Below are 21,175 nucleotides of genomic sequence, written 5' to 3' on the forward strand. Positions count from 1 at the left end.
ATCACTCCATGTTGTCTGTTGGTTTGTCCGTCGTAATGCGGTTTAGCGTGCGCACTGCATCAGAATATGAGCTGTGGCAGAAGCCTTACCCAAAACAATACGGTGTTCGCGATCACACCGTAGGATTATACATGAGATCATATATTGTCTCGGTGGCGCTCTAGGGCGAATCCCGCGTTATCGCTGGTGAACGCACCACCCCGGACATGGTCTCCACCCTGTACTCGTAATTTCGCTAACCTAGACCCCGAAACCGAGTCTCTAAAACGACATTCTCTAAAGGAGTCATTTTTATGTCTACCCCTCAGAAGGACGCATTCCAGCAGTTCCTGGACTCTCCCGCCGGCAAGTTCCTGGCACCAAAGGTGGGACTCCCACAGCCTGAGAAGCTACGCCGTTACGAGAAGGGCGAGCCTGCTCTGGACGGCACCGTCCTCGTGGGTGGCAATGGACGCCTGGCTGAGTCAGTCAAGTCCCTGCTGTCCGGCGACTACGATGTCACCTCTACCGCCGGTGAGAACAAGCACGCTGCCCTCGTTTTCGACGCCACGGGCATCAAGCGTCCAGAGGATCTCAAGGAGATCTACGAGTTCTTCCAGCCAGTAATGCGCCAGATCAAGCCATCCGGCCGCATCCTGGTTCTGGGCACCACTCCTGAGTCCATCGACGACGTTGACGAGCACATCGTTCAGCGTGGCCTCGAGGGTTTCACCCGCTCTGTCGCCAAGGAGCTTCGTCGCGGAGCAACCGCTCAGCTGGTCTACGTTGACCCAGCCGTCTCCGACGACCTGTCCGGCGTGGAGTCCACCCTGCGCTTCGTTCTGTCCGGCAAGTCCGCGTTCGTTGACGCTCAGGTTATCCGCGTCGGCGCCGAGGGCGCGCAGCTTCCTTCCAACTGGGATAAGCCATCCGAGGGCAAGATCGCCGTTGTTACCGGTGCTGCACGTGGCATCGGCGCTACTATCGCCGAAATCCTGGCCCGCGACGGCGCCAAGGTCATCTGCGTGGACATCCCAGCAGCTGGCGAGGGCCTGACCGAGACCGCTAACAAGGTCGGCGGCACCGCGCTTCCTCTGGACGTCACCGCACCTGAGGCTGCTGACAAGCTCAAGGAGCACGCCGAGCAGCGCCACGGTGGACCAATCGACATCATCGTCCACAACGCTGGTATCACTCGCGATAAGCTGCTGGCCAACATGGACGAGGGTCGCTGGAACTCCGTCATGTCCGTCAACCTGATCGCCCCAGTGCGCATCACCGAGAAACTGCTGGAAAACGGTGGTCTCGCAGACAACGGTCGCGTCATCGGTGTGGCATCCATCGCCGGTATCGCAGGTAACCGCGGACAGACCAACTACGGCCTGACCAAGGCTTCCGTCATCGGCATGGTGGACGCTCTCTCCGAGAAGCTGGCTTCCAAGGGCATCACCGTCAACGCTGTGGCCCCAGGCTTCATCGAGACCCAGATGACGGCCGCCATCCCATTCGGCACTCGCCAGGCCGGTCGCCTCATGTCCTCCCTGTCCCAGGGTGGACTGACCGTAGACGTCGCAGAGACCATCGCTTACTTCGCCACTCCGGCATCCAGCTCCGTGACCGGCAACGTTGTCCGCGTCTGTGGCCAGTCCCTGCTCGGCGCTTAATAAGCCGGCACGCTGGCGTCGAAAAAAGAATTCCACGAAGAATTCAAGGAAGGACCACAGGAAACCATGAGTAATACGGTCACCTACAAGGAACTGAGCTCGATCCCTGTCCTGATGGATGAGTACCGCAACGCGGTCAAGGACGTCATCCCTGGCATCGGCGAAAAGCGCAGTGCGAAGGAAAACCCGAAGACCGCGTATGAGGTCAAGGGTGTCACTGTCGACATCGCCCACCTCGCCGCATACACCAGCGCGACGGGACTGCGTCTGGGCAATGAACTGCCTCTGACCTACCCTTACGTGCTGTCATTCCCACTGGTCATGAAGGTGCTCACCGCATCGGATAGCCCGTTGAATGCCATGGGACTGGTACACCTCAACAACAAGATTGAGCAGAAGCGCCCGCTGACTGTCGAAGACACTTTTGACATCCGCGTACACGCTGACAATCTGCGTCCGCAGAACAAGGGCGTGCTGCTGGATCTCATCACCGAGGTTTCCGTTGACAGCGACGTGGTATGGACACAGACCAGCGCATTCCTGTCCAAGGGCGCAAAGCTGTCCAGCTCCTCGCCATACAAGGACAAGCCAGCAGAAGACGGACGTCTGCTGGGCACCGCGGAAGCCACCGAGGGCACTCCAACCTCGACCATCCGCGTGACCCCAGAAGACATCAAGGTCTACGCAGAGGCTTCCGGAGACAAGAACCCTATTCACGTCTCCAACCTGGGCGCGAAGGCTTTCGGCTTCCCTGGAACCATCGCCCACGGAATGTGGTCCACTGCTGCCGCACTGCGCGCTCTGGAAGGCCTGATTCCAGATGCAGTGCGCTACGAGATTGACTTCGCCAAGCCAGTGGTTCTGCCAGCTAGCGTTGCACTGTTCTCCTCTCAGGGTGCCAATGGCACTTGGGAGCTGCAGCTGCGCAAGGCATCCAAGCTGGAGACCCTGCACGCTAATGCGAAGCTCGAGGAGCTCTAACAATTCATATGTGAACTAGGCGAGCTTCACGCACTGTGAACTTGCAGCCCCGACCCTTTTCTAAAAAGAGGGTCGGGGTTTTCGCATATCTAAAGAAGGTCATGAATATATAGCAAACTCCGGGTGAACAATTCGGATTCGGCTTGTGCGCATTTGCCACCGGTTCTGCCAGCCAAGAAACTCTTAAGAAGAACCACTTGACGTTGTGCGTTCACCCGAGTCAGGAGATTACGACACAAAATGACCCTCACAGATAACCCCACCGTGGCAGGCACCGCCTCCCCGGCATCGGGCCTAGGAAACGACAGGACGTGGCACCTGTTCTTCGGCCTGATGACCGCTGCCACCCTCATCTGGTTTATTTTCTGGTCCAAGGACAACATCAACCCGGGTGCCCACATGGCACTCATGATTGTCACCATCATCTTGGGCTGTTTCATGGCCTTCAACATCGGCGGCAATGACGTCGCCAACTCCTTCGGCACCTCCGTGGGCGCAGGAACCCTGTCCATGAAGCAGGCACTCCTTGTTGCAGCAGTCTTCGAAGTCGGTGGCGCGCTGCTCGCCGGCGGCGAAGTCACGGACACCGTCAAGTCCGGCATTGTTGACCTCGAGGGCGTCAACATCATGCCGATGGACTTTGCCTACATCATGCTCGCCTCGCTGGTCGGCGCAGCACTGTGGCTGTTGATCGCAACAATGATGGGCTGGCCTGTCTCCACCACCCACTCCATCATCGGTGGCATCGTCGGTGCAGCCGTGACCACCGGCTACATAACGGACTCCATCGCAGATCCCTGGGCAATGGTCCAGTGGGGTGGCATCATCCAGATCGTTATCAGCTGGTTTCTGTCTCCAGTGCTTGGCGGTATCGCTGCCTTCCTGCTGTACGGAGCAATCAAGAAGTCCGTGCTGGTCTACAACGATCGCGCGAAGGACAAGCTCAAGGAAGTTAAGAAGAAGCGCAACGAGTACCGCAAGTGGCACAAGGAATTCTTCAAGGGTCTCACCCAAGAAGAACAGTTGGAGTACAACAACGCGATGGCTCGCGATGCTGTCACCACCCAGGAAGAGGGCTACTCCTACGAGGACCTCGATTCTGACTACTACCGCAAGCTCTACAAGCTGCACGAGAACGCTGACGACGTAGAAGCTCACCGCGCACTGGTGACCTGGGTTCCTGTCCTGGCCATGATCGGTGGCATGATCATCACCTCGATGATGTTGTTCAAGGGCCTGAAGAACACCGGTCTGCACCTGTCCAACCTGGGCAACTTGGTAACCATCTTGATGATCGGCGCAGCAATCTGGATGGCGGTCTACATCTTCGCCAACACGATGAAGCACCGCGATCTGGACCGCTCCACGTTCATTCTGTTCTCCTGGATGCAGGTTTTCACCGCATCTGCGTTTGCGTTCTCTCACGGCTCTAACGACATCGCTAACGCTGTGGGTCCGTTCGCTGCCGTACTGGACGTGATCAAGTCTGACGAGATCCGCGGAGAAGCTGCTGTTCCTACTGCCCTGATGGTTGCAGCCGGTGTGGCACTGATTTCCGGCCTGTGGTTCATCGGCCGCAAGGTGATCTCCACTGTGGGTACGGGCCTCACCAAGATGCACCCGGCAACAGGCTTTGCTGCCGAGCTCTCCGCCGCTGGTGTGGTTATGGTCGCTTCCCTGCTGGGTCTGCCAGTTTCTTCCACCCACATCCTCATCGGTGCAATCCTCGGTGTGGGTCTGGTGAACAAGAACGCTAACTGGGGCCTGATGCGCCCTATCGCCCTGGCATGGGTGATCACGGTGCCTGCCGCTGCTGCAGTGGCTGCTGTCTCCGTTATGGTTGTGCGCGCGGTCTTCGGCGCATAGTTGTTCTGCTAACGCACGATTAAGGCCCGCTCCAGGTTCACTACTTGGGGCGGGCCTTAGTTCTGTTTAGTGCGAGTTCAGCGTGGTAGCGCGCGGGGCGCTACCGGGAGACTGAATTACTCAGCGCCTCCGGCAAGCTTCTCGCGCAGAGCAGCGAGCTGCTCGTCAGAAGCCAGGGTGCCGGCATCCTCGTTGGAATCAGCAGCTGGTGCGGACTCGGAAGAGGAGGACTCAGAGGAGTAGCCACCTTCGCCGGCCTCTGCAGCTTCAGCTGCAGCTGCACGGTTGCGCTCGATCTGAGCGGTGTGCAGGGTGTGGCGACGCTCTGCCTCTGCGTAGCGCTCTTCCCAAGCAGCGCGCTGGGTCTCAAAGCCCTCGAGCCATTCGTTGGTCTCTGGGTCGAAGCCCTCAGGGAAGATGTAGTTGCCCTGCTCGTCGTAAGAGTCAGCCATGCCGTACTTGGATGGGTCAAACTCTTCGGTGTAGTCCTCGTCAGCCTGCTTGAGCGACAGGGAGATACGACGACGCTCGAGGTCGATGTCGATGACCTTGACCATGGCATCCTGATCAACGGTGACAACCTGGTCTGGAACCTCCACGTGGCGCTCGGCCAGCTCGGAGATGTGAACCAGGCCCTCGATTCCCTCTTCGACGCGAACGAATGCGCCGAATGGAACCAGCTTGGTGACTTTGCCCGGAACGATCTGACCGATGGCGTGGGTGCGTGCGAATACGCGCCATGGGTCTTCCTGGGTTGCCTTCAGGGACAGGGACACGCGCTCGCGGTCCAGGTCGACGTCGAGAACCTCAACGGTGACCTCGTCGCCCACGGTGACAACCTCAGATGGGTGATCGATGTGCTTCCAAGACAGCTCGGAGACGTGAACCAGTCCGTCTACGCCGCCCAGGTCCACGAATGCACCGAAGTTGACGATGGAGGACACGACGCCCTTGCGGACCTGGCCCTTCTGCAGCTGGTGCAGGAACTCGGAGCGGACCTCGGACTGAGTCTGCTCGAGCCATGCACGGCGGGACAGCACAACATTGTTGCGGTGCTTGTCCAGCTCGATGATCTTGGCTTCGATCTCCTGACCGATGTATGGCTGCAGATCGCGAACACGACGCATCTCGACGAGGGATGCAGGCAGGAAGCCACGGAGGCCGATGTCCAGGATGAGTCCACCCTTGACAACCTCGATGACGGTACCGGTGACTGGCTCGTCCTTTTCCTTGAGCTCTTCGATGGCACCCCATGCACGCTCGTACTGTGCGCGCTTCTTGGAGAGGATCAGGCGGCCTTCCTTGTCCTCCTTGGTGAGGACAAGTGCGTCGATCTCGTCGCCGACTTCAACGACCTCGCTGGGGTCTACGTCGTGCTTGATGGAGAGTTCCCTGGAAGGAATGACACCCTCGGTCTTGTAGCCGATGTCGAGGAGAACCTCGTCCTGATCGACCTTGACGACGGTGCCTTCGACAATGTCACCATCATTGAAGTACTTGATGGTGGCATCGACGGCAGCGAGGAAATCCTCAGCGGAGCCAATGTCATTGATGGCTACCTGAGGGACGTTGTTGGTGGACATGTAGTAGTAGTCTCCGAAACGGATAGGAAATAGGATTGGACAGTTACAAAGGACGCACAGAATTGAGCATTCTGGCGCACAACGTAAAAGATCTTACACCAGCCCCTTTTCCTGCGCAAACAGGGGACCTACCATGTCTCCGGCGAGGGCGCTAGGCAACGCGGAACCTTGATCCGCAGACCCGCCGTTCCACAGAAACCTAGTGCGCCGCCAAATCCCAGTTCTTGCCGTGTCCCGCGGAGACATCCAGCGGCACGCGCAGGGACACTGCGTGATCCATCTCTTGAGTCAGCAGCTCAGTCATCTGCTCCAGCTCCCCTGGCGCAACCTCCACCACGAGTTCATCGTGGACCTGCAGCAGCACGCGAGACTTGTACTCCCCTGCGCGCAGAGCACAATCCACGCGCAGCATCGCGATCTTGATGATGTCCGCCGCGGTGCCCTGAATCGGCGCATTCAGCGCTGCACGCTCAGCGTTTTCCCTGGCCACACGATTGCTAGAACTCAACTCCGGCAGGTAGCGACGACGCCCGAACAGCGTCTGGGTGTATCCATCTTCGCGGGCGACCTCCACCACGTGGTCGAGGTAGTTCTTCACCCCGCCGAAGCGCTCGAAGTAGTTCTCCATGATGCCCTTGGCCTCACCGGCACTGATCTTCAGCTGCTGCGACAGACCAAAAGCGGACAGTCCGTAAACCAAGCCATAAGACAAGGCCTTCACCTTGCGTCGCAGCTCCGGCGTGACCTCGTCCACCGGCACATCGAACACGCGGGAACCCACGTAATTGTGCAGGTCCTCCCCCGATTGATACGCCTCGATCAGCCCGGCATCCTCAGACAGGTGCGCCATCACGCGCATCTCGATCTGGGAGTAGTCAGCCGTCAACAAGGTCTCGTAGCCCTCGCCCACCAAGAACGCCCCACGAATCCGACGCCCAGCCTCGGTACGCACAGGAATGTTCTGCAGGTTCGGGTCAGACGAGCTCAGACGGCCCGTCGCGGAACCCTTTTGATTAAAGGTGGTGTGAATGCGGCCGTCGTCGGCAATAGCCTCCACCAAACCATCGATCGTAGACTTCATCTTTTGGTACTCACGGTGAGCCATCAGGTGAGCCAAGAATGGGTGGTTGGACTGCGCCGCGAGCTTCTCCAACTCACCAGCAGCAGTGGAATAGCCCGTCTTAGTCTTCTTGGTCTTCGGCAAATCGAAGTCCTCGAACAGAACCTTCTGCAGCTGCTTCGGGCTGGAGAGGTTGAGCTTTGGGTCATCCGCAATCTCACGCGCCGCGGCCACTTCCTCAGCCAGTTTCGCGCCGTAATCCTCGCTGAGCTCCTCCAGCAAGTCCCGGTCCACGGTGATGCCCACGTGCTCCATGCGCGCCAGGATCAAGCTCAGCGGCACTTCCATGTCGAAGTACAGCGCCGATTGCCCTGCTGCATCCAGCTCCGGGTTCAGCGTCTTGATCAGCTCAATGACCGCTTGGGCGCGCTCCAATGGCGTGGCCTTTTCCGTAAGCTCGCGCCCCGCATGCCGCTGCAGCACGTCACTCAACGCACCAGTGCGCACGTCCGGGCGCAGTAGGTACGCAGCCAAAGACGTATCGTGCTCCACCCCGTCCAGTTCCATATCGAAACGCTGCAGCTGGTGGAATGTTTCCTTCGCGTTGTGCAGCCACTTCGGCTTGCTGGCATCGGCGAGCCAGTCGGTGAGTGTGGCGTCGTCCTTAGGATCTAGACCGGGGAGGTCCAGTTCCACACCCACGTTGTCCTTGTCCAGGATCGCGATGCTCTCCCCCACGACCTCCACCGCAACCCCGTCGCGCTTCTTCAACCACGTGGCCAGCTTGCCAGGCTTGATCTCCTCTTGGGTGATGGGGATCTGATCGGTGTCCTCGAATTCCACGCCTAGCGTGCGGAACGCTCGATTGCGCAGGGTGGCTCCGAACTGCAAATCCTCGAAGACCTGCAGCGCCTCGTTGGCATCCACCTCGGCGGGCTTGAGATCATCCATGGAATCCACCACGTCTAGGTCGCGCACCATTTCCGTGATCTTGCGCGCGAGCTTGACGTTATCGATGTTTTCCCGCAGGGACTCGCCGACCTTGCCCTTGATGTCATCCATCACGTCAATCACGCCATCAAGGCTGCCGTACTGCGTGATCCACTTCTGCGCGGTCTTCGGCCCCACTCCAGGCACGCCGGGCATGTTGTCCGAGGTATCACCGCGCAGAGCCGCCAAGTCCGGGTACTGCGTAGGAGTCACGCCGTACTTCTTTTCCACGGCTTCTGGGGTGAATCGGTGCAGGTCAGACACACCCTTGAGCGTATACAGCACGGTGACATCGTCGTTGACTAGCTGCAGGGAATCGCGATCGCCCGTGCAGATCAGCACCCGCATTCCTGCCTTCTGCCCCAAGGTGGCGAGGGTGGCGATGATGTCATCTGCCTCGTAGGCCTCTTTGTCAATCGTTTCGACGCCAAGGGCCTCCAAAGACCTGCGGATCAACCCAATCTGACCTTTAAACTCATCCGGGGTAGCAGGGCGCTGCGCCTTGTAGGCGGGAAAAGACTCTTCGCGGAAAGTCGGACCGGAGAGGTCAAAGGCAGCGGCCACGTGCGTGGGCTGCTCCTTTTCCATCAGGCCGAGGAACATTCCGAGGAATCCGTACACCGCATTCGTGTGCTGCCCACCCGTGGTGGAGAAGTTCTGGGCGGGCAGCGCGTAGAAAGCACGGAAGGCTAGGGAGTGACCGTCCAGCAACAGCAGCGTGGGGCGGTCATCAGTGGCATCTTTTCCAGCGGAACTCATGCTTGCCGAGTCTAGTAGAAGCCTGAGACAACGTTGGTCGAGACTGCTGGGACTCCCAGCGCTGAGCGTAGTGCGGCGATCAGAAGTCGGCGATGACTAGCTTTTTCATCTGCATCATGTGGGCGAAGGCGTCAGGGCGCTGTATGAGTTCCTCTAGATTGGCGGGAACAATCTGCCACGCCATTCCAAACTTATCCTTGAGCCACCCGCACTGCTCAGCCGCGGGTTCCGCGCTGAGGGAGCCCCACAGGAAGTCGATCTCTTCCTGATCAGCACAGTTGACCAGCAGAAATACCCCACCGAAGCCGTGGTCTTGTCCGGAACCGTTGTCCATGACCACGAACCAGTGGTCACCAACGCGGAACTCGCCGAAGGCCAACGCACCAGCTTCAGCCTTGCCGGAGTGCTCCGGATATTTGAAGGTATTGCCTACCTCGGCTGAGTCCTGATTGTCGTCATCTGCCTGTACCCTACATGTCGCGTTTAATCTGAGAAACCTTTCATCATTCTGGGTAGGTCTCTCTGGAGAAATCAATATCGAACGCTCATCCCAAGTGCAGACACCATCTGTCACCTAAACGTGCACCAGTTCCGAAGGACCTTCGTCCTCGTCGGACGGGAGCTCCTTCGTGCTATCAATTTCTCTACCCGATATGGAGGCCAGTTTACGGCCTAGTGTTCCTCAGATCAGTGATTCTGGAATGGGTAGAAATCCACGCTGACGCTGCTGGATCGATCCACGTGGTTAAAAGGATGATAGCTTTCTGTGCTCGATCAAGGCGATTATTTACTCTCTGTCTGTTCTGCTTAATAATTGGCTCGTGATGGGCGCATCGGTTGCGCAGTTTATAGACCTCATCAACCTCACGCTTGAAATCGGTCAGGGCAGGTACAAAGATTCCGTCCCCTTTAGAAGCCGGCGTAGCCACAAGAGACTTTTTGACCAAGGGCCAGATCGTCGACGCGTATGTATTGGTAAAAAGATACGCCCAGAAATCAAAGCTCAGCTCAGCAATAACTCGCCCGGGCGGCGGTGCTTGCCCTTTGGTAATCCCAGCACGCCGGTCCTGCTTTATTAATAGACTTCTTAGCTTGCTGGTCAAAGGGAATAGCGGGATGGATGTACCAACGCTGTCCATATTTTGAGGAAACCACAGTATGAACACAGTTACGCAATAACACCTCTACATGTTGAATATCCTCTAGGAAAGCCTTAGTCACATGGGTATTCCACAGGTAGAGAGCTTCGGGATCCGAGTGGAAGCTGTAGGTTTTCATACGTTCGGATGAAAACCACGCTTCAAGATCGGTTGCCTCAATATTCTTGGATGACATACTGACTAGTGTTACACTTAAAAACGAAGGCCCCGGAATGATCCCTGCGTTTTAGACGTATATCACCGGGGTTATTGATTTTTACGGTGCTGTTGCAAAGCGGGGCGGAGCCGGTGAATCCAAAGTCGCCATCGCCAAGGACCTCGGTGTCAGCCGCGCCACCCTTTACCGTGCACTAGGTCGTATTACGAAAGTCGTTTCAGCCAGTACCGGATCACCGCCAGCTGAACCGATCTCAGACTGCCCCGTAGATACGAGGAAGCCATGCCCCGGATGTCGACCGCAGAAGCGTTGTTCTGCCGCAGTGCACTGTGGCATTTTCTGGCCCCGAGGATGATTCCCTGGGCGACTCAGGACTGCTCCCTCGCTGGACGCGTTCTGGAGATCGGCGGTGGCAGCGGAGCGATGGCTGAAGCAATCATCCACTCCCACGGGCAGGTGAACCTCACAACGACCGACGTCGATCCGGCCATGATCCAGGCCGCGCAGCGATCCCTCGCAGGACTGCCCATTGAGGCACGTCAGGCTGATGCCACTGCCCCGCCCTTTGCAGACGAGTCCTTCGACATGGTGGTGAGCTTTCTCATGCTCCATCACGTGGTCGAGTGGGAGCAGGCGGTGGCTGAGGTGGCTCGGGTCCTGCACCCAGGCGGGTTGTTCGTGGGATATGACCTGCTCTCCTCGCGCGTCGCGGGCTGGCTTCACCGGGTCGATGGCTCCCCGCACCGCCTCATCGAGGCCGATGCCTTCGAATCCGCCCTGGAACAAGCTGGTCTGGACCCACTCCGCCTTCGCTCCACTGGCGGGGGTCTGGTCCTGCGGTTCGTAGTACACAAGTCGAGTATCACCGACCACAACCCGAGTAACTCTGGGCACGGTACGTAGCTGCTTCGCGAAGATAAGCTCCAACCAATGAGACCAGGTCATCCCCGGTGACGATGACCGGTGCGGGATTTGGTGTGGGGCTCATTTCGCATCCTGATGGCTATGGCCGGTTCACCCGGCAGACAAGCGGGCCACGATGTACCGTCTCTGCCCACTCAGAGGACATCCGCCACGCCGTCTAGAGCGGCCGTCACCAAGGGAACATCCCCGTCACGGGCAGCCACCACCGGTGGGATGCTCCTGACTCGTCCGCGACGTCGTCCGTCAGGGATGGAACGACCACGCCTACCGACTGGCCCGACAGGTGCTCACCCAGGACGAGGACTAACTCGTCCTAGGGCAGAAACCAAAGAGGTAAGCACCCAGGAACCTCAACCAGATGGTGGAGGAGCCCGAGGTGCTGAGGTTGCGGTTGGTGGGTCTTGTTCTGCCGGGGCGATCTCGCTTTCGGTGACCCACTTGTGATTGGTCATGGTCATCCCGTCGACGGTGAGATCAACCATGTAGACCGTCTCATCCGTGGAATAGTCGATGGTGGCCTCCACACCCTTCATTCCCGACATGTGCTCGGCATCCAAGACGACCTCGGACCCCTCCGGCAGGGGGGCCTGGCCCGGATCGACAAGCTCCTCGTGGACCACCCACCGGTGGTCGGTGACCGGGTCCCCGCCGTCGGTGGGGGTGTAGCTGACCGAGTAGGTCGTGGTGTCAAACGCACCGGCGATCGTCGCCTCAGCACCCTCCATGCCCAGCATGTGGTCCGCGGTGAGGACGACCTCGGTGTCCACCGGGTAGGTGGGATTTTCCTCTGCTGCGATCCCTGCCGGGGGTTGCCCACCATCAGCCGGATGGTCATGGCCCTCTGCACCCATCTGATCGTTCATGCCAGTCTCCTCGGAGGACTGTGTGGCCGTCTCCGAGGTGGTGGTGGTCGTGGTCTCGGGGGCATCGGATGCAGTGTCGTCCGTGCAGGCGGCCAGGGCCAGGGAGGAGGTCAGGGCGAGGGCGGCGAGGGCAATGGTGCGCTTCATGATAATGCTTTCTAGGTTTCTTGGTGTGTGCAGGAGCTGAAACTCAGCGAGGGATGGTGCTTCAAGTGCGTCGTGGTTTATCACTCCTCCTGCTCGATAGGTGCCACTGGGTGGAGGCTGTGGGTAGGGCAGCGTCCGGCTCTTGGGAGCCTGTGGCCGACCCACTCGGCGTAGCTACGGCCGAGCATTCGCCACGTACCTTGGGGAGTTTCTAGCGGCTGGTAGCCACTAGGTGGAGGTTGGGGTTCTTCATGAAATCTTCATGGTCCAGCCCTGGATTCCGGCCAGTCGGGCCTCTAGGGTCGAGGGTGTGGGCCGGTCGGCTCGACCGGCCCGCCTTTCCGGACCGAATTGAGATATGGAGCACGACATGACCCATCACGTACACGCCATGCTGGAGACCCACCCAAAGGACCTAGGCCAGATCGACAAGGACAAACTGGCCGAATGCATCACCGCCTGCTTCGAGTGCGCCCAGACCTGCACCGCCTGCGCGGATGCCTGCCTGGGTGAGGACATGGTCGCGGAGCTGACCACCTGCATCCGCCTCAACCTCGACTGTGCTGACATCTGTACTGCCACCGGCCGGATGCTCTCCCGGCCCACCGACTGGAATGTCACCCTTATCCGCTCCGTCCTGGAGGCTTGTCGTACTGCCTGCCAGGCCTGTGGAGAAGAATGCGCCCGCCACGCTGAGATGCACGAGCACTGCACGGTCTGCGCCGAGGCCTGCCGCCGGTGCGAGCAGGCCTGTACTGAGCTGCTCGCCACCTTGGACTAACCCCGACCCACGACCACGCTCACTGTTTCCGCCATATCTTTCCTATGCAGGGGTTTTCGACCTCCCGGAACATTGTGAACGAGACGTTGCTCCAGCACTAGTCTTCCGCTCCTGCGGTTTTGGCCACGAAGTGCAGGGCAGTAGCTCAGATCATCGACAATCCGAGGGAAAGCACAGAGGACATGATAAATAACACTGCTAGAACGCACTCTGATGGTGGTGTCCTGACACCGACCGAACTCACCCACCTTCACGCCTGGTGGCGAGCAGCGAACTATCTGTCCGTCGGACAGATCTACCTGATGGACAATCCCCTACTGCGCGAGCCGTTGCAGCCCGAACACATCAAACCTCGATTGTTGGGGCACTGGGGCACCACCCCGGGGTTGAACTTCATCTAAGCGCATTTAAACCGCAGCATCATCAAACGCGATCTCAACATGATCTACATCATGGGCCCCGGCCATGGCGGTCCAGGCCCGGTGGCGGCGGGATGGCTGGAAGGGACCTACAGCGAGACCTACCCAGACGTGGGCCAGGACCTGGAGGGGATGAAACAGCTGTTTAAGCAGTTTTCCTTCCCCGGGGGTATTCCCAGCCATGTGGCTCCGGAAACCCCTGGCTCCATTCACGAAGGGGGGGGGAACTGGAATACGCTCTCTCACACGCCTACGGGGCAGCCTTCGACAACCCCGACCTTATTGTTGCGGCCGTGGTGGGCGACGGGGAGGCGGAAACCGGCCCGCTGGCAGCCAGCTGGCACTCCAATAAGTTCATGAATCCCGCACGCGACGGAGCCGTTTTGACGATCCTGCACCTCAATGGCTACAAGATCGCTAGTCCCACCGTCCTGGCACGGATTAACCATGACGAGTTGGACGACTTGCTGCGCGGCTACGGGCATACTCCCTACTACATTGAGGGTCACGATCCGGAACAGATGCACCAGGATTTCGCCCGAGCACTGGACACCTGTCTTGATGACATTCGGGAGATCCAGCACCGTGCCCGCGAAAGCGGAGAGACGGAAAGGCCCCGCTGGCCGATGATTGTGTTGCGTTCCCCCAAAGGATGGACCGGCCCGGCCGAAGTGGACGGGCAGGACGTGGAAGGGTCCTGGCGCTCCCACCAGGTTCCCTTCAGTGCGGCACGGGAAAACGATAGCCACCGGAAGATCCTGGAGGACTGGTTGCGCAGCTACCGCCCGGAGGAGCTCTTCGACGACTCCAGGGAACCGGTCGAAGAGGTCCGCATTCTGCACCCTCCCGGGGACAGACGGATGAGTGCCAACCCCCATGCCAATGGCGGCACTTTATTGCGGGACCTGTGGATACCCGATTTCCGCGACTATGCTGTCCCGGTAGAACAACCCGGGACCGGTCAGGTTGAGGCAACCCGAGTGCTCGGGCAGATGCTTCGGGACATTCTGGCTACAAATCTGCACAATTTTCGTGTCTTCGCCCCTGATGAAAACAACTCCAACCGCCTGACAGCGGTTTTGGAGGCCACGGCCCGGGCCTGGAACGTCGGAACAGTCCCCGGGATGATCATCTGGCCCGTGATGGGCGAGTCATGGAAATCCTGTCCGAGCACACCTGCCAGGGTTGGCTGGAAGGCTACCTGCTCACCGGTCGGCACGGGTTCTTCTCCTGCTATGAGGCCTTCATCCATATTGTGGACTCGATGTTTAACCAGCATGCCAAGTGGCTGGACACGACCAATGGCATCCCGTGGCGCAGGCCGATCGCCTCCTTGAACTATCTGGTGACCTCCCACGTCTGGCGGCAGGACCACAATGGTTTTTCCCATCAGGATCCCGGCTTCATCGACCATGTGCTCAACAAGAAACCCGAGGTCATCCGGGTATACCTACCACCGGACGCGAACACGCTGCTGTCGGTGGCCGACCACTGTCTGCGCAGCCGTCAGTATGTCAATGTCATCGTCGCCGGCAAACAGCCACAGCTGCAATACCTAGACATGGACGACGCCATCGTTCACTGCACCAAGGGCATCGGCATCTGGGACTGGGCCAGCACACACCCGGACACGGAACCGGATGTGGTGCTTGGTTGTGCCGGGGACGTTCCCACCATGGAGACCCTCGCCGCCGTGGACCTTTTGCGCTCCCACTTCCCGGATCTGTCCATCCGGGTGGTCAACGTCGTAGACCTCCTTCGGCTGCAACACGAGTCCGAAGGCCCGCACGGGCTGTCGGACACCGACTTCGACGCGCTGTTCACCACGGACAAGCCAGTGATCTTCGCCTACCACGGTTATCCGTGGTTGATCCACCGGCTCACCTACCGGCGGACCAACCACGGGAACTTCCATGTTCACGGCTTTAGAGAGGAAGGCACCACGACGACACCGTTCGATATGTGCGTACTCAACCGGATCGACCGGTTCCACCTGGCCATGGCGGTGATTGACAGAGTGCCGCGGCTCAAGGACGTCTCGGCCACCGTGCGCGAAAAATTCAAGAACGCCCTGATCGAACACCACCAGTACATCCGCACCCACGGCGAAGACATGCTGGAAATCAACAACTGGCAATGGACAGCTGTCCCCGGCCCCGGCCTTCGATGCGAGCAGGAAGCACGAGAGGAACCGCTCTAACATGGCACCGTCACATCCTCGGAAGACATCACCGCCCTTGTCGTCGAATCATCTCGCCACTTTGCCCTATGATGCGGTGCTGTTCGACATGGACGGGGTCGTTACCCGGACTACCAGCGTGCATGCGGCGGCCTGGAAGGAGCTCTTCGACTCCGTCCTGGCCGACTCCAGATCCGGATTGGGAGCGGATACGCCACCGTTCGACGCAGACCGGGACTACCGGCTTTACGTGGACGGACGCAGCCGCGAAGACGGCATCCGCGCCTTCCTGACCTCCCGCGGCATCCAGCTTCCCACAGGCAGCCCGGAGGACGGACCGGATGCCTGGTCTGTCGCCGGACTGGGGCCCGAAAAAATGACCTGTTCCTGACCGGATTAGCCCGTGACGGTGTCGATGTCTATCCCGGAACCGTGGCGCTGCTGGAACGCCTCCGTGGCGGCGGCATCCCCGTGGGCCTCGTCACAGCCAGCCGTAACGCGCAGGCTCTGTTGGAGGCCGCGGGCCTGGAGCCGGCATTTGATGTGATCGTTGACGGCCTGGTGGCCGCAGATCAAGGTTTGCCCGGCAAACCGGATCCGGCGATGTTCCTCGAGGCGGCACGTCGACTCGGCGTATCCCCGGAGCGTTCCGTGGTCATCGAGGATACCGTGTCCGGGGTCAAGGCAGGACACGTCGGCGGTTTCGGACTGGTGGTAGGAATCGACCACGCCGGGTACCGGGAGCAACTGGACGCGGCGGGCGCCGACGTCGTCCTGGGTAGTGTCGGCCAGTTGGATCTGGGTGCATCAAACTGATGACTTCTACCGCGAGCTCGTGGAACATCGGCGGGTGATCCGGGTGCTGGCACTATCAGGCGGCTACTCCCGCGCGGAAGCTAACGCTCGCCTGGCACGCAACCCCGGAATAATCGCCAGTTTCTCCCGCGCCCTGACCGAAGGGCTCACCGTCACCCAGGACGACCGCGAATTCGACGCTGTCCTGGATGAAACAATCGGCACTATCGCGGAAGTCTCACGCACCTGACTACGCCTTCCGAGAAGGCGCGGTGCGCCTGATCAACTGCTTATACAGCGGTGCCCGACCCGGACATGAGCGATCTGGGTCGGGCACCGCCGTGGGTCTCTCCTGCTGGAATCAGCCGTTGGGCAGAGGTGAGAAAAAGTCCGCGCGCACCCCCAGGGCACGGTCGGTGCGCTGGATGGACTCATCACCGTCTTCCACGGTGCCAGCCAGGGCACGGATTGCGTCGATGTTCTCGGGGACGACGATGGCCTGGTTGTCGACCGTGTACGTCCAGAACAACTCATTGCCCTGCACGGTCAGGATATCTTCCCAGATGGCGACCTCATACGTATCGCCCCGTGGACGGCCTAGATCTCGCATCAATTCGACGGTGCTGTTGACCGCCACGATTCCATCGGAGCGCCGCACGAAAGCGATCCGCGGCATCGCCTTCAACGCTTCGAGAACCTCTTCTGTGTCTGCCGGGCGGGTTAGCTCGATGGTCCAGAAATGCAGGTGGTTGTGGGTGTGCGCTCCCTTGGCCGCCATGGTCACCACATCCAGGTCGGGGACCACCGACTGGGCGTCTGGGCCTTGATGGCTGGGAATACGACCTTCGGGAACTATGGTGTTCATGATCCCCGAGTGGTCGGATTCCCACGGATCGGTGGCCCGGCGGACAAGCACTCCCCGCGCTTTGGACAGCAATCCAGCGTCCTGCAGTGCGATAAGGGTGCGGACAGTGCCGGTGGTGTTGCAGGAAACCACGCGGGTGGTGTCGCGTCCAAGCGTGGAACTGTAGTTGGCGTGGGCAACGAAGGAGTGGCCGGTGAGACTGTGCTTCTCCCCGCCCTGGAACACGGACTTGACTCCATGGGTGCGATAGAGGTCGAGGTTGCCGGCCCCGATGGTGGACGGGGTGCAGTCCACCACGACATCCGCGTTGTCGAGCAGGTCCGGTAGTTTCCCGGCGATGGGATATCCGGCAGCGCTCATCTCTTGGTGGGCTTCTTCGGTGGAGGCATAGACCGGGATGCCCTGCGTGATGGCGGTGGCGACCCGGTAATCGGTGGTGACGTCGCTGACCCCGAGGAGTTCCATGTCCTCCTAGGCTCTCACCGCGTCGGCTACACGTTTACCGATGACACCGTACCCGTTTACTGCAACCTTGATTTTATTCGGCATGTTGATTGTCCTTCCCGGAAATCCTGGTTTGGCCCGATGGTCGTATGGTCGTGTTTCTCATCTGGGGTGGTCGGGGAATATCCTTGTTCAGAGCTCGTTGAGCATCAGCTCCATCTCGGCGATCTCGGCCTCCTGGTCTTCAATGACCTGCTCAGCCAGAGCGATGGCCTGCGGGTTCTGTCCATCAGTGACCTCATCGCGGGCCATATCGACCGCGCCCTCATGGTGGGCGGTCATCTGCTCAAGGTAGAGCCGGGCAGCCTCGGTGCCCTGGGCGTCCTCGAGGGCTGTCATGTCCTCCTCGCTCATCATTCCACTCATCCCGCCATGGTCCATCTCACCCATATCACCGGTGACCGGATCTTCTTCCCAGGTCTCGAGCATGGTATTCATCCGGTCGATCTCCGGGCCCTGGGCATCGATAACACCCTGGGTGAACTCGATGACCTCGGCCGGGAGATCGACCTTGGCCAGGAGGATTTCACTCATCTCCACGGCCTGTTGGTGATGCGGGATCATCATCTGCGCGAACATGATGTCCGCGTCATTGTGCTCGGCGGAGACCTCTCCGGCCGCCCCCGTCTCTGTCTCAGGATCCGTGGTGGCCCCGGTCGTTTCGGTGGTGTCGGGGGCGGACGTAGTGGCGATGGTCGTGGTGTCGGTGTTTTCTCCCTCAGTGTTATCTGCGCAGGCGGACAAAACCAGGGTGGAGGTCAAGGCGAGAGCGGCGATGGTGATGGTGCGCTTCATGGGGGTTCCCTTTCGGAGGGGGGAGTCGATGAAGGATTGAAAGTCAGCGGACGGGGGCTGCAGAGCTCACAGCAGCCTTCTCCTCCTTCCCGTCGGTCGGAGCCAGGTGAGCCGGGTCCAGGTCGATCCGGCGTAGCAGCTGGGCGTTGAGGGCGACGATGATCGTGGACAGGGACATCAAGATGGCGGCGGCCGCCGGGGGAAGCAGCACACCGATAGGGGCGAGCACACCGGCGGCCAGGGGAACGGCCACGATGTTGTACCCGGTCGCCCAGACCAGGTTCTGGACCATCTTGCGGTAGCTGGCATGGGAGAGCTCGATCATCGACAGCACGGCCCGGGGATCATCACTGGCCAGGACCACCCCGGCGGACTCCATCGCCACATCTGTGCCCGCGCCAATCGCAATACCGACCTCGGCCCGGGCCAGGGCCGGGGCGTCATTGACACCGTCGCCGACCATGGCCACGCTCAGACCGCGCTCCTGCAGCTGGGTGACCTTGGTGTCCTTGTCCTGCGGCAGAACCTCGGCGAAGACCTCATCGATCCCCAGATCCTTGCCCACTGCCTGGGCGACCTGGGTGGCGTCACCGGTGATCATCGCCACCTTCACCCCGCGGGCCTGCAGGGCGCGCACCGCCGCGCGGGATTCGGGGCGGATCTTGTCCTCGACGGCCACGGCACCGATGATCTCACCGTCGCGGACGACGTGGAGCACTCCGGCGCCTCGCTGCGTCCAGGAACCGGTGATGTCGGTGAGCTCACCCGGGATGGTCAGACTGAATTCGCGCAACATGTTCGGCCCACCCACGAGGATTTGGGTGCCATCGACAGTGGCCCGGATCCCGCGGCCGGAGGCGGCGGTGAAATCGGTTGCGCGCAGTGGGCGGCGTGAGGCCTCCGGGTGTGCGGCCGCGGCAGCCACGATCGCCCGGGCCACGGGATGCTCGCTATCGGCCTCGGCGGCGGCGGCCAGGGACAGCAGCTCGCCCTCGGTAATGCCGTCGGCAGCCATGATGTCGGTGACGGCGTGTGCGCCTTCGGTCAGGGTGCCGGTCTTATCAAACAAGACCACGTCGATGGTGCGCATGTGCTCCAAGGCCAACCGGTCCTTGATGAGCACCCCGGATTTCGCGGCCCGCTCGGTGGAGATCGCGATGACCAGGGGGATGGCCAGGCCCAGGGCGTGCGGACAGGCGATGATCAGCACGGTCACCGCGCGGACCACGGCATCATCGGGGCTGCCGATGATGGTCCAGACCACGGCGGTGATCAGGGCCGCGATCAGGGCGAACCAGAACAGGAAGGCTGCGGCTCGATCGGCCAGGGCCTGGGCCCGGGAGGAGGAGGCCTGGGCATCGGCGACCATGCGCTGGATGCCTGCCAGGGCGGTGTCCCCACCGGTGGCCTCCACCCGGACCCGGACGGTGTTGTCGGTGGCCACGGTGCCGGCCACCACGGTCTCACCGGTATCCCGGAAGACGGGGCGGGATTCACCGGTGATCATGGCCTCATCGAATTCGGCCGCTCCGTCGATGATGGTCCCGTCGGCCGGGACGCGGGCACCGGCTCGGACCAGCACGACATCGTCGACGGCCAGCTCTGAGATCGCTACGGTGCGGGTGGTCCCGTCGACGACCTTCTCGGCCTCATCGGGCAGGAGCGCTGCCAGCGCGTCAAGCGCGGAGGAGGCTCCACCAAGAGCGCGCATCTCCAGCCAGTGGCCCAGCAGCATGATGGTCACCAGCAGGGCCAGTTCCCACCAGAAATCTAGGTGGAACCCGCCCAGCCCCAGGGTGGTGACCCAGGAGGCGATAAACGCCACGGTGATCGCCATGGCGATCAGGAGCATCATGCCCGGTTGGCGGGATTTCAGCTCGGTCATTGCGCCCTTGAGGAAGGGGGTGCCGCCGTAGAGGAAGATGATCGTGCCCAGGACCGGAGGAATCCAGTAGGCTCCCGGAATCTCCGGAATATTATATCCCAGCAGGTCGGCGAACATCGGGCTGAAGAACACCACCGGAACCGACAGGATCAGCGACCACCAGAAGCGGTCCCGGAACATCGCGGCGCTGTGGCCGGCGTGTTCACCGTGACTGTGGACCTGGTGTTCTTCATCGACAGCGGAATGCGGATGATCGTGCGGCATGGCCTGGCCGTGGGTGGCGGCATCCGCATGGTGCTCGTGACCGGCATGATCCGGGTGGTGGGTGTGGTCTGTTTCCGGAGCGGGGTGATCACCGTGGTGGTGGGGAGTGCTCATGAGGTTCCTTCCGCTCAACCCGGTCGGGGTCGAGATGATGGGCGAATCGATCAGGACAAGACGGTGTAGCCGGTCTCCTCAATCGCCCGGTGGACGGTTTCCAGGGGCACGGAACCCGTGACCGTGACGATGGAGACCCCACCGGCGATGAGGTCGACCTGGACGTCGTCGACCTGGGGCAGAGCGCTCACCGCCTCGGTGACGTTGCCGGCGCAGTGTCCGCAGGTCATGCCTGTGACCTGGTAGGTGGTGGGACCTTCAGGTATTGCGTCGGTTGCCGCGGCCACGGCCGGGGCGGAGACGGTCGCGGACGGCGTAGAGGGCGCGCAGCATCCACAACCGTCGGAGGCCAGCGGCAGCAAGGGGGAAGTCGGGGTGGTCATCGGATCGCTCCTGTGGGATCGGGGGATCAGGCGGGGTTTCCCCTCCCATCATATACCC

At 60.6% G+C, this 21,175-nt stretch carries 17 protein-coding genes and 2 pseudogenes; 10 read left to right on the forward strand and 9 right to left on the reverse strand.

Annotated elements, in window-relative coordinates:
* Positions 1-293 precede the first annotated feature (293 nt).
* The 3 genes from CS919_RS07490 to CS919_RS07500 all read left to right on the forward strand — a co-directional run bounded on the left by CS919_RS07490 (position 294) and on the right by CS919_RS07500 (position 4,490).
* A complete protein-coding gene (locus CS919_RS07490; protein WP_099298886.1) occupies positions 294-1,643 on the forward strand; it encodes a 3-oxoacyl-ACP reductase in 1,350 nt (449 codons plus the stop codon).
* Between the two features lie 66 nt (positions 1,644-1,709).
* Complete coding sequence (locus CS919_RS07495; RefSeq protein ID WP_099298887.1) at positions 1,710-2,624, forward strand: MaoC/PaaZ C-terminal domain-containing protein; 915 nt, start codon at positions 1,710-1,712, stop codon at positions 2,622-2,624.
* Between the two features lie 240 nt (positions 2,625-2,864).
* Complete coding sequence (locus tag CS919_RS07500; RefSeq protein ID WP_099298888.1) at positions 2,865-4,490, forward strand: inorganic phosphate transporter; 1,626 nt, start codon at positions 2,865-2,867, stop codon at positions 4,488-4,490.
* Between the two features lie 116 nt (positions 4,491-4,606).
* Here CS919_RS07500 and rpsA read toward each other — a convergent pair whose 3' ends face one another.
* From rpsA to CS919_RS10860, 4 genes are all read right to left on the reverse strand, one after another.
* On the reverse strand, positions 4,607-6,073 hold the full coding sequence (gene rpsA, locus CS919_RS07505; RefSeq protein ID WP_099298889.1) for a 30S ribosomal protein S1: 1,467 nt from the start codon (positions 6,071-6,073) through the stop codon (positions 4,607-4,609).
* A gap of 199 nt (positions 6,074-6,272) precedes the next feature.
* On the reverse strand, positions 6,273-8,882 hold the full coding sequence (gene polA, locus CS919_RS07510) for a DNA polymerase I (RefSeq protein ID WP_099298890.1): 2,610 nt from the start codon (positions 8,880-8,882) through the stop codon (positions 6,273-6,275).
* Positions 8,883-8,961: 79 nt separating this feature from the next.
* On the reverse strand, positions 8,962-9,417 hold the full coding sequence (locus tag CS919_RS07515; protein WP_234990863.1) for a VOC family protein: 456 nt from the start codon (positions 9,415-9,417) through the stop codon (positions 8,962-8,964).
* Positions 9,418-9,890: 473 nt separating this feature from the next.
* Positions 9,891-10,217 (reverse strand): hypothetical protein, encoded by a 327-nt coding sequence (locus tag CS919_RS10860; protein WP_234990864.1) that lies wholly within the window; start codon positions 10,215-10,217, stop codon positions 9,891-9,893.
* 73 nt (positions 10,218-10,290) lie between these two features.
* On the opposite strand from CS919_RS10860, the gene CS919_RS10645 reads away from it, so the two are divergent.
* Positions 10,291-10,554: a helix-turn-helix domain-containing protein gene (locus CS919_RS10645; protein ID WP_268803803.1), complete on the forward strand. Its 264-nt coding sequence runs from the start codon at positions 10,291-10,293 to the stop codon at positions 10,552-10,554.
* Positions 10,491-11,102, forward strand: coding sequence for a class I SAM-dependent methyltransferase (locus tag CS919_RS07530; protein WP_200818358.1), 612 nt, complete (start codon positions 10,491-10,493; stop codon positions 11,100-11,102). The genes CS919_RS10645 and CS919_RS07530 overlap by 64 nt, the downstream gene beginning before the upstream one ends.
* Positions 11,103-11,473: 371 nt before the next feature.
* Here CS919_RS07530 and CS919_RS07535 read toward each other — a convergent pair whose 3' ends face one another.
* Positions 11,474-12,133, reverse strand: coding sequence for a YdhK family protein (locus tag CS919_RS07535; protein ID WP_099298893.1), 660 nt, complete (start codon positions 12,131-12,133; stop codon positions 11,474-11,476).
* Positions 12,134-12,503: 370 nt separating this feature from the next.
* On the opposite strand from CS919_RS07535, the gene CS919_RS07540 reads away from it, so the two are divergent.
* From CS919_RS07540 to CS919_RS07555, 5 genes and pseudogenes are all read left to right on the forward strand, one after another.
* On the forward strand, positions 12,504-12,914 hold the full coding sequence (locus CS919_RS07540; RefSeq protein WP_040422633.1) for a four-helix bundle copper-binding protein: 411 nt from the start codon (positions 12,504-12,506) through the stop codon (positions 12,912-12,914).
* A 182-nt stretch (positions 12,915-13,096) separates the two neighbouring features.
* Positions 13,097-15,533 (forward strand): annotated as a pseudogene (locus tag CS919_RS07545) (phosphoketolase family protein).
* Position 15,534: 1 nt separating this feature from the next.
* Positions 15,535-15,903: a hypothetical protein gene (locus CS919_RS10865; RefSeq protein WP_232051014.1), complete on the forward strand. Its 369-nt coding sequence runs from the start codon at positions 15,535-15,537 to the stop codon at positions 15,901-15,903.
* A 41-nt stretch (positions 15,904-15,944) separates the two neighbouring features.
* Positions 15,945-16,328 carry an HAD family hydrolase gene (locus CS919_RS10870; protein ID WP_234990865.1) on the forward strand — a complete coding sequence of 128 codons (384 nt, stop codon included), beginning with the start codon at positions 15,945-15,947 and terminating at the stop codon, positions 16,326-16,328.
* Position 16,329: 1 nt separating this feature from the next.
* Positions 16,330-16,557, forward strand: a pseudogene (locus CS919_RS07555) (fructose bisphosphate aldolase); the annotation flags it as partial.
* A 111-nt stretch (positions 16,558-16,668) separates the two neighbouring features.
* On the opposite strand, the gene CS919_RS07560 reads toward CS919_RS07555, so the two are convergent.
* The 4 genes from CS919_RS07560 to CS919_RS07575 all read right to left on the reverse strand — a co-directional run bounded on the left by CS919_RS07560 (position 16,669) and on the right by CS919_RS07575 (position 21,117).
* The gene (locus CS919_RS07560; protein ID WP_234990866.1) at positions 16,669-17,637 is read right to left on the reverse strand and encodes a type II glyceraldehyde-3-phosphate dehydrogenase; all 969 of its coding nucleotides are present in this window, start codon (positions 17,635-17,637) and stop codon (positions 16,669-16,671) included.
* Positions 17,638-17,808: 171 nt separating this feature from the next.
* On the reverse strand, positions 17,809-18,471 hold the full coding sequence (locus tag CS919_RS07565) for a DUF305 domain-containing protein (protein WP_099298895.1): 663 nt from the start codon (positions 18,469-18,471) through the stop codon (positions 17,809-17,811).
* A 43-nt stretch (positions 18,472-18,514) separates the two neighbouring features.
* Positions 18,515-20,734: a copper-translocating P-type ATPase gene (locus tag CS919_RS07570; protein WP_099298896.1), complete on the reverse strand. Its 2,220-nt coding sequence runs from the start codon at positions 20,732-20,734 to the stop codon at positions 18,515-18,517.
* A 50-nt stretch (positions 20,735-20,784) separates the two neighbouring features.
* The gene (locus CS919_RS07575) at positions 20,785-21,117 is read right to left on the reverse strand and encodes a heavy-metal-associated domain-containing protein (protein ID WP_099298897.1); all 333 of its coding nucleotides are present in this window, start codon (positions 21,115-21,117) and stop codon (positions 20,785-20,787) included.
* Positions 21,118-21,175 lie beyond the last annotated feature (58 nt).

The sequence above is a fragment of the Corynebacterium dentalis genome (assembly GCF_900232865.1).
Classification (GTDB): Bacteria; Actinomycetota; Actinomycetes; order Mycobacteriales; family Mycobacteriaceae; genus Corynebacterium; species Corynebacterium dentalis.

Coding starts and splice junctions, on each gene's coding strand:
- CS919_RS07490 (WP_099298886.1), top strand. CDS start 294: ATGTCTACCCCTCAGAAGGACGCATTCCAGCAGTTCCTGGACTCTCCC.
- CS919_RS07500 (WP_099298888.1), top strand. CDS start 2,865: ATGACCCTCACAGATAACCCCACCGTGGCAGGCACCGCCTCCCCGGCA.
- CS919_RS10865 (WP_232051014.1), top strand. CDS start 15,535: ATGGCACCGTCACATCCTCGGAAGACATCACCGCCCTTGTCGTCGAAT.
- CS919_RS07565 (WP_099298895.1), bottom strand. CDS start 18,471: ATGAAGCGCACCATCACCATCGCCGCTCTCGCCTTGACCTCCACCCTG.
- CS919_RS07560 (WP_234990866.1), bottom strand. CDS start 17,637: ATGGAACTCCTCGGGGTCAGCGACGTCACCACCGATTACCGGGTCGCC.
- CS919_RS10860 (WP_234990864.1), bottom strand. CDS start 10,217: ATGTCATCCAAGAATATTGAGGCAACCGATCTTGAAGCGTGGTTTTCA.
- polA (WP_099298890.1), bottom strand. CDS start 8,882: ATGAGTTCCGCTGGAAAAGATGCCACTGATGACCGCCCCACGCTGCTG.
- CS919_RS07495 (WP_099298887.1), top strand. CDS start 1,710: ATGAGTAATACGGTCACCTACAAGGAACTGAGCTCGATCCCTGTCCTG.
- CS919_RS07575 (WP_099298897.1), bottom strand. CDS start 21,117: ATGACCACCCCGACTTCCCCCTTGCTGCCGCTGGCCTCCGACGGTTGT.
- CS919_RS07530 (WP_200818358.1), top strand. CDS start 10,491: ATGTCGACCGCAGAAGCGTTGTTCTGCCGCAGTGCACTGTGGCATTTT.
- CS919_RS07570 (WP_099298896.1), bottom strand. CDS start 20,734: ATGAGCACTCCCCACCACCACGGTGATCACCCCGCTCCGGAAACAGAC.
- rpsA (WP_099298889.1), bottom strand. CDS start 6,073: ATGTCCACCAACAACGTCCCTCAGGTAGCCATCAATGACATTGGCTCC.
- CS919_RS07535 (WP_099298893.1), bottom strand. CDS start 12,133: ATGAAGCGCACCATTGCCCTCGCCGCCCTCGCCCTGACCTCCTCCCTG.
- CS919_RS07540 (WP_040422633.1), top strand. CDS start 12,504: ATGACCCATCACGTACACGCCATGCTGGAGACCCACCCAAAGGACCTA.